Below are 14229 nucleotides of genomic sequence, written 5' to 3'. Positions count from 1 at the left end.
CAAAGTCCAAGGCAATTGATTTTTAACTTACTAAAACAATATAATCTAATCCAACAGATTTAAAATATAATTAGTAGTTCGAAGAACTCTTAACGAATAAAAATTTATGAAAAAAGTTGCTGTTATTGGCGGTGGAATTATTGGCTTATGTTCTGCCTATTATCTTGCAAAGGAAGGTTACGAGGTGAGTGTATTTGATGAATCTGATATGAACAATGGCTGTTCGTACGGAAATGCAGGTATGATTGTACCATCGCACATTATTCCGCTGGCACAGCCGGGTATGATTGCTCAAGGAATAAAATGGATGTTTGACAGCCGTAGTCCATTTTATGTAAAACCGCGTTTAAGCAAAGATTTAATAAACTGGGGAATGCAGTTTTATAAACATGCCAATTTACGCCATGTAGAAAATGCGATGCCCGCTTTACGTGATCTATCTTTATTAAGTAAAGAATTATATCAGGATTTTGCCAAAGAGAATAATTCTTTCTTTTATGAAGAAAAAGGACTTTTAATGCTTTATAAAAGTGATAAAGTAGGAGAAGAAATGCATCACGAAGGAAAAGAAGCAGAACGTCTAGGGCTTGAAGTAGATTATCTCTCAAAATCTGAAGTGGCACTTTTAGAAAAAGGAACCAATACAAATGTAATTGGAGGAGTTCATTATAAAAGTGATGCCCATTTGTATCCGCAAAAATTTATGGCTTTTATAAAAGAAGAATTATCTCGTTTAAAAGTCGAAATCCACTCACAAACCAGCGTTAAAGATTTTGTTTTAGAAGGAAATAAAATTGAAACAATTGTTACCGATAAAGGGCTTTTTAGAACTGACGAAGTGGTTTTGGCATCAGGATCTTGGAGTCCTTTTTTGGCTAAAAAGTTAAATATCTCAATTTCTATTTTACCAGGAAAAGGATACAGTTTTACTTTAAAAGATAAATCCCAAAAACCAAGTATTCCGTCTATTTTATGTGAAGGAAAAGTTGCAGTAACTCCAATGGCAAATGATATTAGATTTGGAGGAACTATGGAAATAACACACGCCAAAGACAATAAAATAAACGCAAATAGGCTTCAAGGAATTATAAACAGCATTAATGATTTTTATCCTGATACGAAAGTGGAAATGCCAAAAAAAGAAGACACTTGGTTTGGATTTAGGCCTTGTACGCCATCTGGAATGCCAATTATTGCCAGAGACAAAAAAATCGTAAATTTGACCTTAGCAACAGGACATGCCATGATGGGATTAAGTCTCGCACCGGCAACAGGAAAAATTATAACAGAGATTATTTCTGGTAAACCGACTTCTGTAGCTATTGACAGATTCCAAATATAAAATATGAGATACAACCAGATTCCGGTTTCTTTGTTTATAGAAAACCGAAAAAGATTTACCCAAAAAATGCAGCCGAATAGTTTGGCTATTCTGGCTTCAAACGACGTAATGCCAAATAACGCTGATGATGTTATGGGCTTTGCACAAAACAATGATTTGTTTTATCTCTCTGGAATTGATCAGGATGAAACCATATTAGTGCTTTATCCAGATGCGTTTAAAGAAGAAAACAGGGCTATACTTTTTGTAAAAGAAGCAAATGAACATACAGTTCTTTGGGATGGTAATTTTTTGACTAAAGAACAAGCAACAGCTATTTCCGGAATCCAGAATATAAAATGGCTTCACGAATTTGAAAAGACTTTGCAACTTTTTGCTTTTGAGTCCGATGTTTTTTATTTAGGCCACAATGAGCATATCAAAAGAGTAACTGCTGAGATTGAAACCAGACAAGACCGAATGATTAAATGGTGTAAAGGAAAGTATCCATTGCATCAATACGAACGTGTAGCAAAAATAACCCGCGAATTACGTCCAATTAAATCAAACGAGGAAGTTGATTTAATAAAAAAAGCAACAGCACTTAGCGTTGAAGGTTTTCATAGAGTTTTAGAGGCAATTCGTCCAAATATAAAAGAATACGAATTAGAAGCTGAACTGCTTTATGCCACTGTAAAAAACGGAGGAACGAGACAAGCATTTAGATCAATTGTAGCATCTGGCGTAAATGCCTGTTCATTGCATTATAATACTAACGATGATATTTGCAGAGAGAATGAAATGGTTCTTGTTGATTTTGGAAGCTGTTATGGCAACTATAATTCAGATACAACAAGATGCATTCCGGTTAACGGAACTTTCAGTGCAAGACAAAAAGAAGTTTATGAATCTGTTTTGCATTGTTTGAAAGAAGGTTCAAAATTGCTGAAACCTGGAGTTTTATCGAAAGATTATGAGCTTCAAATGGCAAAATTAATTGAAGCTGAATTGGTAAAGTTAGGGTTAATTACTGAAGAAGAAATTAAATCTCAAGATCCAGAAAAACCTGCTTATAAGAAATATTTCATGCATGGAACTGCACATCATTTAGGGCTTGATGTTCATGACGTTGGCTTATATACAAGACCTTTTGAAAAAGGAATGGTGTTAACTTGCGAACCTGGAATTTACATTAGAGAAGAAGGAATAGGATGCCGCTTGGAGAATGATTATTTGATCACAGAAGATGGAAACATCAATCTAAGTGAAGCCCTGCCTATTGAAATCGACGATATTGAAAATTTAATTAAAAATAAAAAGTAAGATGAAAAAGTATTTGTTGTTTCTTCTGTTTATATGCACTTCTGTTTTTGCACAGAAGATTGATATTAACAATCTAAATTGGTTACCAAATTCTCATTCTTTTTGGGTGAATCAAAACAATAGCGTGGTCGTTTATGATGTCGATAAGCTGGACAAAGAAAACACTATTTTATCAAAAGCACAATTAGTGGCATCTGGTTTTAGTGGAGAAATTGAGCAGTTAGTCTGGAACGATTTAAAAACAAAAGTATTAGTCTATACAAATTCTAAAAAAGTATGGAGAGATAATACTAGAGGCGATTATTGGTATTTTGATTTAGCTACGGGAAAAGGAAAACAATTAGGCAAAAACTTGGATGCATCATCATTAATGTTTGCCAAATTTTCGAGCGATAATGAAAATGTAGCGTATGTTTCAAAACACAATATTTATGTTGAAAATCTGAACTCTGGAAAAATTACGCCCTTGACAACAGATGGTACTGATAAAATTATTAACGGAACTTTTGATTGGGTTTATGAGGAAGAGCTTGCGGCACGAGATGGATTTAGATGGAGTCCAGACGGTAAAAGTATTGCTTTTTGGAGAGTAGATGCAACGTCTACCAAATTTCATTACATGATTAATAATACCGATTCGTTGTATCCTACAATTATTCCTGTAGAATATCCAAAAGCAGGAGAAAAACCATCTTCGGTTAAAATCGGAATTGTGAATATTGATTCTTTGCAAACCAACTGGTTAAACATTCCGGGAGAGCCAGATAATAATTATTTGGTTCGAATGAAATGGCTTAACAATGAGTCTATTATGGTAATTCAGTTAAACAGAAATCAGAATCAGGTAACTATGTACGATTGCAATGTAAAATCGGGTGCGGCAAGAGTAATTTATAAAGAAGAGTCAAATTCTTGGATAGATGTTTTTGATATTTCTTCGGGACTATATGATACTTTTCCTTGTCAATTTGTGGATAATGGAAAATCCTTTTTATGGAGTTCTGATGCCGACGGATGGATGCATATCTATAAAATAAGTTTGGACGGAAAATCAAAAGAATTAATAACCAAAACTAATTTTGATACTTATTTTAAAGCATATAACGAAAAAACAAAAACAATCTATTTCGTTGCCAGTCCAGAAGATGCGACACAGCGTTATTTGTATGAGACCAATTTAGGTTCTAAGAAGACAAAAAGAGTAACGCCAGCTATTTTTGAAGGTTCAAACCGATATATCTTTTCTACAGATGCAGCTTACGCACAGCATACCAACGCAAGCATTTCGAGAGACTATAATAGTAGATTGATCGCTTTGTCTGGACATCAAAAGATTTATCCAAAAGAAGCAGATGTTTTTGCAACTCCTCATAGAGATTATTCATTAGAAAAATTTAAAGTTAAAACAGTTGATGGTATTGATATTGACGGAATCATGGCAAAACCATTAGATTTTGATGCTTCAAAAAAATATCCAGTTTTCTTTTATGTGTATGGAGAACCAATGGCTACGGTTGCCAACGACAGACCTTATTTTAATGAATTTATCGCTGCTTTAGTCCCAAAAGGATACATCGGAATTGCTATGGATAATAGAGGAACTCCTGCAATGAAAGGAACAGAATGGAGAAAATCAATTTATAAAAATATTGGAATTATCAATACACACGATCAAGCAATGGCAGCTAAAGAAGTTCTAAAATGGAATTTTATTGATGCCGATCGCGTAGCAATTCACGGTTGGAGTGGCGGAGGTGCTGTAACTTTAAATTTAATGTTTCAATACCCAGATATCTATAAAACGGGAATTGCGATTGCAGCCGTGACAGATCAGCATTTTTATGACAATATCTACACGGAACGTTATATGGGATTGCCAGATGAAAATGAAGCTACTTACATTAAGGCTTCTCCAGTAACTCATGCTAAGAATTTAAAAGGAAACTTACTTTATATTCACGGTACAGGCGATGATAATGTACACTATAAAAATGCAGAAGTCCTAATCAACGAATTGGTGAAGTACAATAAAATGTTCGATTTAATGATTTATCCAAACCGTTCGCATAGCATTGATGAAGGCGAAGGAACCTCACAACATTTAATGGATACATTTGTGAGATATACAGAAAAAAATTGCCCGCCAGGAGCAAAATAAAAAAGTAATATATTATAAAAGAGAGGAGAATTTCATCAAATTGGAATTCTCCTTTTTTTTATGTATTTATTTCTTTTGGTTTTGAGTTAAGTGTTTGATTTTGATTTTTTTTGAAAAAGGTAATATAGTAAATGTATAATTACGAAATTGATATTTATAGGGTAATATAAGCAGGTTTTTCGGTAATATATTATCAGAATAATTATCTAAAAAGCAAAATATTTGCCACATTAATTATAAAACCATTTTATGAAATTGAAGATTAATTTTAGAAAAATTGCAGTACTCTTTTTTGTACTGTTGACTAAACTGACCTTTGCCCAAGATCGGGTTGTGTCAGGAATTGTTTCAGATGAGAATGGAGTTCCGCTACCAGGTGTTAGTGTCTTGGTTAAAGGAACTCAAACAGGCTCTCAGACTGATTTTGATGGGAAATATTCAATAAAAGCAGATGCAAATGCAGTGCTTGTGTTTAGCTTTATTGGAATGCAGACTAAAGAGGTTCCAGCACGCGGTAACAGCGTAAATGTAAAAATGACTGCAGGATCTACACAATTGCAGGAAATCGTAGTTACGGCATTAGGGCTTAAAAGAGAGAAAAAATCTCTTGGTTACGCTACACAAGAAATAAATGGAGATCAACTAACTAAAATAAATACAGGTAACGTTTCTAATAATATTTCTGGAAAAATTGCCGGTGTAGAAATCAGAAGAAATAATAATATCGGAGGTTCTACCAATGTTGTAATTCGTGGTACAAGTTCATTAACAGGAAGTAATCAGGCATTATGGGTTGTTGACGGAATTGTGTTGAATAATGACAATACCAATACAGCAGATCAAAAATCAGGAGGAAACAAAGGTGGTTACGATTACGGAAACGCTGCTTCGGATATTAATCCTGATGATATTGAAACTATGAACGTTTTGAAAGGTGCTGCGGCTACTGCGTTATATGGTTCTAGAGCATCAAACGGTGTTATTATTGTGACACTTAAAAAAGGAAGCAAAACTAAAGGAGGATTAGGGTTTGATTTTAGTTCAGGAGTTAACATTGGGGTAGTAGATAAAAAGACCTTGCCAGAGTATCAAAAACAATACGGTGGAGGATATGGTGATTTTTATGGAACTGTTGATTTAGGTAGTGGTGTTCATCCTTATACAGCTACCGACGATGCAGCTTGGGGACCTAAATTTGATCCTTCATTGCTGGTTTACAACTGGAATTCGTTTTATCCAGAATTGCCAACTTATGGTAAGGCAACTCCATATACTGCTGTTAAAAATGATCCAAACAGTTTTTATCAAAACAGCTTAACGTATATTAATAGTATCTCTTTTTCGGGTGCAAATGATCAGGGAGATTTTAGATTTGGATATACCAATTACAATCAACAGCAAGCAATCCTTCCAAATAGTAACAATAGAAAAGACAATTTTAACTTTTCTGGAAGTTATAAAGTTACGCCAAAAACGAGAATTTCGGCATCAGCAAATTATTTGACATCTGATGCTATTGGAATGAACGAAACAGGATATGGAGATGGAGGAAATAACTATTTAAGCAGTGTTAGACAATGGTACACAACTAACGCCGATTTTCAAGATCTAAAAGATGCTTATGAGTTAACAGGTAAAAATACCACATGGAATGTATACGGTCCAACCGATTTAAGAGTTCAGTTCCATGACAATCCATATTTTCAACGTGCCAATAATTACAACTCATTAAAAAGAGATCGTTTCTTTGGTAATGTAGTAGTGAAAACAGAAGTTACAAACTGGTTTGACATAATGGGGCGTGGTGCTGTAGATTTTTATCATCAATTGCAGGAAGAACGTATTGCTGTAGGTTCTAAAAGAACGCCAAATGGTCTTGGTCAATATTCTAGATTTGATAAAAATTTCCGCGAAATCAATTTAGATTTAGTATTGAATTTCAAAACAGCTATTACTGATGGAATCAATTTTAATGGTATGTTAGGGGGTAACTCAAGACGTTCTGTAAACAATTCTATCTATGCGTTAACAAATGGAGGATTGGTTGTTCCGGGAATTTATGCATTAACTAATTCAATTGATGGGATTACAAATCCAGAAGAAATACAGCAGACTCTAGGAACTAATAGTGTTTACGGTATGGCAAGTTTTAATTTCCTTGACACGTATTTCCTTGAAGGAACTTATAGAATAGATCAATCGTCTACTTTGCCAAAAGATAATAATACTTATTCTTATCCATCGATTACAGCAACTTATATTTTTAGTAATCATATTAAAGCAGATTGGCTGTCATTTGGTAAGTTACGTCTGAATTATGCTGAAACAGGAAACGATGCTCCGTTTGGAGTGACTTCTACACTTTATCCTAAAAATTTCAATTTTGGAGGTAGAGTACGTTTTTCTACAGATAATGATAAAAGTAATTCTGATTTGAAAAGTGAGCTAACTAAAGGAGTAGAGGCTGGTCTTGAGCTTAAGTTTTTCAAAAACAGGTTAGGAGTTGATTTCTCGTATTACAAAACCAACACAACAAATCAGATTCTTTCTATAGAAACTCCAACGCAGACAGGATATACAAGAGCGTGGATTAATGCTGGGGATGTTCAAAACAAAGGATTTGAGGTAACCGTAAATGCAACTCCAATAAAAACTAAAGATTTTTCATGGCAAGCTACAGTAAACTGGTCAACTAATAAAAATGAGGTAATCTCTTTAGGAGGAGCAAGTCAAATTTCATTAGGATCATTCCAAGGAGTAAATTATGTGGCAGAAGTAGGTAAACCAGTAGGACAGCTAGTTGGTTCTGGATACACTTATTTAAATGGGGAAAAAGTAATTCGTTCAAATGGAAGATACTTGCAGACAGCAGGGGCTGTAATTGGAAATGTAGCGCCAGATTGGATTGGTGGTTTCAATAACGTTTTAACGTACAAAAACCTTTCTTTCAATTTCTTAATTGATGTTAAAAAAGGAGGAGATGTGTATTCTTTAGATCAGCAATACGGACATGCAACGGGAATTTATGAGAGTACAGTGAGTAAAAATCACAATGGAGTTCCTCAGCGTGAAGCAGTTGCTGATGGCGGTGGAATATTGCTAGACGGTGTAAAACAAGATGGTACGCCAAATAATGTAACGGTAAGCGTAACTGGAGCAGACGGATACTATTTTTACAATTCTATGCCTCAGCAAGAATATGTATATGATGCATCATATGTAAAGCTGCGTGAAGTTGGATTGAGCTATAAACTTCCAAAAAGATTTATAGAAAACACTTTTATCAGCAATATGGTTTTTGCTGTAAACGGAAGCAATCTATGGATCATTCATAAAAACCTACCATATGCAGATCCTGAAGCAGGAGCGTCTTCGGGTAATTTGCAAGGCTTTCAAACTGGAGTATTGCCAACAACAAAAGAGTACAGTTTTACCATGAAAGTTCAATTCTAAAAAAATAAAGACATGAAAATTATAAAAACAATATTTTTTGCAGGAGCTGTTTTATGTACAGTAGCTTCATGTGATAACTTAGATAACATGAACAAGAATGAAAAAGCTTATGAAACTGCTCTGCCAAGCGCATTGATGACCAATGCACAGGTGAATTATGCTTACTTTCTAACAAACGCTTCTGTAAATTCAAATAATTTTAGAGCTTATGCACAACATTGGTCAACAGCTACTTATACAGATGAGGCTAATTATAATCAAGCAAAAAGAAACTTAGGAAGTTCACATGCTGTAATATTATACAGAGATGTATTGCAGGATTTGATTAATGCGCAAAAACAGATTCAAAATACAAAAGTATTAGGGCCAGTTGAAGAAGCCGTAAAGAAAAACCAACTTGCTATTTTAGAAGTTCAAATTATAATGGCTTATCAAACTCTGGTAGATTTGTTTGGTAATGTTGCCTATTCAGAAGCTTTTGACATTAAAAATTTTCCGCTTCCTAAGTATGATGATGCTAAAACAATCTATTTTGATTTAGCTTCTCGTTTGGATGTTGCCATTGCAGCTTTAAATGACGAAAATGAAAGTTTTGGAAGTGCTGACCTGATTTTTCATGGAAATGTAGCAAAATGGAAAATTTTGGCTAACAGCGTAAAGCTTAAAATGGGATTACATCTAGCTGATGTTGATGCCGCTAAAGCAAAAGCAATGGTAGAGAGTGCTTTTAGTTCAGGTGTTATAAGTCAAGAAGCTGATACTGCATTGTTTCCATATTTTTCTTCAACAATAGATATGAATCCGTTGTATAATAGTTTAGAAAGTGAAAATCAGATCAATATTGCAGAATTTTTTGTTGATGAGTTAAACGGAAAGCAAGACCCTAGACGTGATTTTTTCTTCGATCCAGAATCAAAAATAAATGGTGAATATAAAGGTGCGCCTTATGCACAACAGGTTACTTACGCCAATTATACTAGCACAGGTGAAAGATTAAGAGAAAAAACAAATCCTGGAGTAATATTCGATTATACAGAAACTTGTTTTTTATTGGCAGAGGCGGCAAGCCGCGGCTTTAGCGTAGGCTCTGATGCTGCGACATATTATGCCAAAGGAATAGAGGCGAGTATGAAGTTTTGGGGAGTTGCAAATGCAGACATCCAAACTTATCTAGCGCGTCCTGATGTAGCTTTTGCAACAGCAGTAGGGACAGATAAACAAAAGATCGCTTATCAGCTTTGGATCGCATACTATAATCGTGGTTTTGAAGCATGGACAGAATACAGAAGATTAGATTATCCTATACTAGTAGCTCCTCCAACAGCAGTGCAAGAAGCAGAAGGAAAAGTTCCAGTTAGAAACATTTATTCTACATCTGATAAAACGCTGAATGCGGCTAATTATGAAGCGGCGTCCGCAGCAATTGGTGGCGATTTAATGACAACAAAGATTTTTTGGGACAAATTTTAATTTTGAGTTAGTTTAATTTGTTTTTTGAGACCAGCACTTTTAAGTGCTGGTTTTTTGTTTTATAGCATTTCTAAGGGATGGGAGATGTTTTTAGTTAAATTGATTGACTTTGTTTTTAATATTTTATTATAAGTATTTTTTAATTATGTGTTTTTTTATGGTTAAAAATATGATAATTATGTATTAATTCTGAATAAAATACTATCAAAAAGATAGGGGCTTCTGCGGTAACTTTGATCAATTACTAATGAAAAAACCTAAACAAATGAAATTAAAATTACTAATCTGCTTTCTGATTTTCAGTTCAGTGAAAATTAGTGCACAAGGTCTGCCTTGTCGGACAAGCGAAGAAAATGAAAAAGTGTACCGGAATAATCCACATGCACTTCAAGAGAAAAAGAACTTTGATGTTTTCAGTAAAAATTTTGCAGCACAACGTAAATCTTCCACAGCAAAAACGGCTGCAGTTACTACTTACACAATTCCGGTAGTATTTCATATTTATGGTGATGTACAGGGAGGAAAAACAGTTACATACGAGAAGATTGTTAACCATTTGGCTCAGCTTAATGATGATTTTAATGGCCGTAATGCAGATTACCAAACCGTTGAATCTTTTTTTCAAGCGCGACGCGGAACACTAAATATCGAATTTAAACTAGCTAAAAAAGATCCAAACGGTGGTTGTACTACGGGTGTTGTTTTTCATCCAACAAAAAATGGTTACGGAAATGGTGGAGGTTACGATGACCAAATTGCTGCCGACGCTTGGGATAATACCAAATATATGAACGTCTATATACAGAATGATTTGTATAATGACGGAGCGACAAATAATTCTGGAGTTGCTTGGTATCCAAGTTCAGACATGACAGCAAACAATACGGCTCGTGTTGTTTTCAACGGAGCTTATTTATATGATAATTCCTATAGTAAAGAATTCTCCGCAACACTTACTCACGAATTTGGACACTTTCTTAATTTGATTCATACTTTTGAAGGAGGATGCTCTGGAACTGATGAAGTAGCCGATACTCCAGCGGAAGACGGAAATCATACCTTAGGCTGTACTCCAGGAACAAATTGTAGCGGAGATAAAGTGAATTTTGAAAACTACATGGGCTACAACGGTGCTCAAGGCTGTTACAAAATGTACACGCAAGGTCAGATTGACAGAATGTTGGCTGCTTTGGAGCACCCAGCAAGAAAATCACTATGGCAGGCGCAAAACTTAATTGATACTGGTGTTAATTCGACCGGAAGCTCTCTTACAGCGTCGACTGTTGCTTTTAAAGAAGCGGTTATAAATGATGGTTCTTTTGACACTTCATCCATAATCAAATTAGACGGAACTAAAACTTTTGCTGTTTCTTCTGGAACTTTGACAGCAGGAACTCATTTTACTCATACTTTTCCAGCAGGAATCACACCTGTGTTAACCGTAAACTCCAACAATCAAATTACAGTTACATTAACAGGAAAAGCAACTAATCATGCTTTAAGCAATAATGCGCCAGGCGGAATTAGTTTTTTACCTGCAGCTTTTACAGGAGGTGCAATTGATTTGTCTTGTACTTCTTTATTCTTCAATTTTAAATTCTCAGATCCATATGGAATCTTTTTTGTAGACATGCCAGATGTGGCGGTTTCGTCGGCATTGACGTGGAAATATTTTGAAATCGCAAAAGGAGACGATAGAGCATTTGGAGGTTGGCGTTATGCTGCTAATGCTTTAAAAATTGAAACTTATGCGAAAAAACTAGTTTGCGAGACAGGCACTAGAAATATTTCATTATTAAATTCAAATACAGCCGTTGGTCCAACTAGTAATATGACTGCTCCAGGTGCATATCCAAATCAGTTAGATTTAAGAACGGCAAGTTACACGGCTTGGGATGGAAAAACAGGTTACGTAGGATTTGATTATTTAATGGATGGTCTTACATGTTATGGATGGTTCAAAGTAAAAGTAAATGCTGATGGTGACGGATATACAATTTTGGAATATGCTTATAATACTAAGCCAAATACTCCAATTTATACAGGAGTGACCGATAAAACGGCTACAACTTTATCACCAGACACATTGTACGAAGCTGAAGTAAATGATGGAAGCATAACTTCAACAGCGACAATTACTTTGAGTACCAATAATGGTACATTTACAAAAAGCAGTGGCACTTTTACAGCAGGAACCGACTATACAATTACAGGTGTACCTGCTGGTTTAACCGCAGTTTTAACTCTTGAGAGCAATTCTAAAACTGTACTTTCTTTTACAGGAAAAGCAACTGCACACAATACAACAAACGATGCTGTTGTTACAGTTACGTTTAAAGATGCAGCAATTACAGGCGGCATAGCTACTTTGGATACCGCTACAAAAACAATCAATTTAAAATTTGAAGCACCTTATGGAGTGTTTTATGTAAACAATCCAGATTATACGGCCAATGCAGCATCTACTTGGCAATATTTTGATTTGGGTATTGGAGACAATACTGAATATGGAGCTTGGCAATATGCAACCGCAGCTTTAAAAATAGAAACGTACGGGAAAAGACTGGTTTCTGAAGCTGGAACAAGAAATATATCATTCTTAACACAAGGTACTTCAATTGGAGCTTCAAGTAATTTTGCAACGCCAGGGGCATATCCGAATCAATTAGATTTGAGAACCGCTACCTATACAACTTGGGATAATAAAACTGGATATGTTGGTTTTGAATATACAAGCAGAGGACGTGTTTGCTACGGATGGATGCATGTAAAAGTAGAAGCTGGTGGAGTAGGATATACCGTTTTAGATTATGCTTATAATACAAAACCAAACGAACCAATTCTAGCAGGAGTACAAACAACAAATACAGTATTGGCTCCAACAAATTTAACGGCAACTGTAACTAATTTACAAGCTGTGCTTAACTGGACTAATAGTGCAACAAATGCAACAAATGTAATTATTGAAAGAGCAGGTTCAGATGATGTTTATGCAGAAATTGCTACACTAGCTAATACTGTTGCGACATATACAAATACTGGTTTAACTGCTGATGCGACTTATAAATATAGAGCTAGAGCAAAATCAGGTTCTGATTATTCTGCTTATTCTAATGTGGTTACTGTCGTAATTCCAGCTGCTCCATTATGCACCGCACAAGGAACAAACGGTTACGAATACATAAGTTCTGTTGCAGTAGGTAGTTTTGTAAACACTTCTGGAAAAGAAACAAATGGTTATGCCGATTACACTTCGAAAGTGATTACCCTAAATCCGAATGCAAATACAAGCGTTACTTTAACTCCAGGTTTTAGTGGTTCTGCGTACACAGAATATTGGGGAGTTTGGATTGATTACAACAAAAACAATCAGTTTGAAGCATCAGAGAAAGTAGTCAATAATGTTTCATCAAACGCAGCGGTGACAGCAAGTTTTACTCCTGCATCGTTTACAGGAACGACTAGAATGCGAGTGGTAATGAAATACAACTCAAATCCATCTTCGACTTGTGGAAATCTAGGAGATGGTGAAATCGAAGATTATACTGTTCAAGCGGGAACTTCTGTACCGCCAAATCCTGCAACTTTAACAATTCCTGCTAATCTTGGAAACGCAGGTGTATACTCATCAGGATTTTATGCATCTTGGGCAACATCAGCAGATGCAGCATCTTATGAAGTGCAATTAAATACTTCTGCAGGATGGACATCGGCTGGAACTTCTACAACCTATTATTTGTGGATTCCAAAACAAGGAACTCAAACCGTATATGAATTTAGAGTAAGAGCTAAAAATGGACAAGCTTTTAGCGAATGGAGTGCTTCTCACACAATCGATCTGCAATCTGGAAGTGCTGGTTTGCCTGGATTAAATACAAATACAGCAAAGGCATTTACAATGTATCCAAACCCAGCTTCTGATGTTGTAAACTTTACATTCGAAAATATTGATATTAATAAAGTTAAAGTGTCAATTTACAACACAACTGGACATTTGATTGATACGGTTCATAACACAACAATTTATTCTCTGAAATATTTAAATAAAGGAGTTTACATTGTGGTAGCAACAGATGGAAAGTTTATAGAGAAGAAAAAATTATTGGTTGAGTAATAGTTAATTTAGTTAAAATGAAAAGGGCTGTCTACGAAAATGGACAGCCCTGCTTTTTTTACCCTTTATTACTGATTTAATATTTCGCCCCGCTGGGGCTTTTTTAATATTTGGAAATTGTATTTTTTCTATAAATATTCTGCTTCTCCGAAGCATTTAAACTATTAGAAAAAACTTTAGAGGAGTAGAATATTTTATAAAAATCAAGTTTAAATGTAAACAAAGCCAATGGTTTCAGCCATTGGAACGCAAAGAGAATCATCAACCATTTGTTTTCTAAGAACGAAAAATAGAGTTATGTTTAAAAATAATTGCACAAAAACAAAGAGAAAATTCAATTTACAAAGATTAGAAAGCTTCGGAGAAGCGACATATAATTTATAAAGAAAA

General features: G+C 35.0%; 6 protein-coding genes. All 6 read left to right on the top strand.

The window, feature by feature from the left end:
• Window positions 1-106 precede the first annotated feature (106 nt).
• The 6 genes from ABXT06_RS07665 to ABXT06_RS07640 all read left to right on the top strand — a co-directional run bounded on the left by ABXT06_RS07665 (window position 107) and on the right by ABXT06_RS07640 (window position 13839).
• On the top strand, window positions 107-1342 hold the full coding sequence (locus ABXT06_RS07665) for an NAD(P)/FAD-dependent oxidoreductase (RefSeq protein ID WP_354590213.1): 1236 nt from the start codon (window positions 107-109) through the stop codon (window positions 1340-1342).
• Between the two features lie 3 nt (window positions 1343-1345).
• A complete protein-coding gene (locus ABXT06_RS07660; protein WP_354590212.1) occupies window positions 1346-2644 on the top strand; it encodes an aminopeptidase P N-terminal domain-containing protein in 1299 nt (432 codons plus the stop codon).
• 1 nt (window position 2645) lies between these two features.
• A complete protein-coding gene (locus ABXT06_RS07655) occupies window positions 2646-4802 on the top strand; it encodes a S9 family peptidase (RefSeq protein WP_354590211.1) in 2157 nt (718 codons plus the stop codon).
• A 249-nt stretch (window positions 4803-5051) separates the two neighbouring features.
• Window positions 5052-8255, top strand: coding sequence for a SusC/RagA family TonB-linked outer membrane protein (locus ABXT06_RS07650; protein WP_354590210.1), 3204 nt, complete (start codon window positions 5052-5054; stop codon window positions 8253-8255).
• 12 nt (window positions 8256-8267) lie between these two features.
• Complete coding sequence (locus ABXT06_RS07645; protein ID WP_354590209.1) at window positions 8268-9725, top strand: SusD/RagB family nutrient-binding outer membrane lipoprotein; 1458 nt, start codon at window positions 8268-8270, stop codon at window positions 9723-9725.
• A gap of 265 nt (window positions 9726-9990) precedes the next feature.
• A complete protein-coding gene (locus ABXT06_RS07640) occupies window positions 9991-13839 on the top strand; it encodes a M43 family zinc metalloprotease (RefSeq protein ID WP_354590208.1) in 3849 nt (1282 codons plus the stop codon).
• The last annotated feature ends 390 nt before the right edge of the window (window positions 13840-14229 follow it).

Source organism: Flavobacterium sp. UW10123, from assembly GCF_040538975.1.
Classification (GTDB): Bacteria; Bacteroidota; Bacteroidia; order Flavobacteriales; family Flavobacteriaceae; genus Flavobacterium.
Note: the sequence above shows the minus strand (reverse complement) of the source record. Positions and strands in the feature narration are given on the sequence as shown.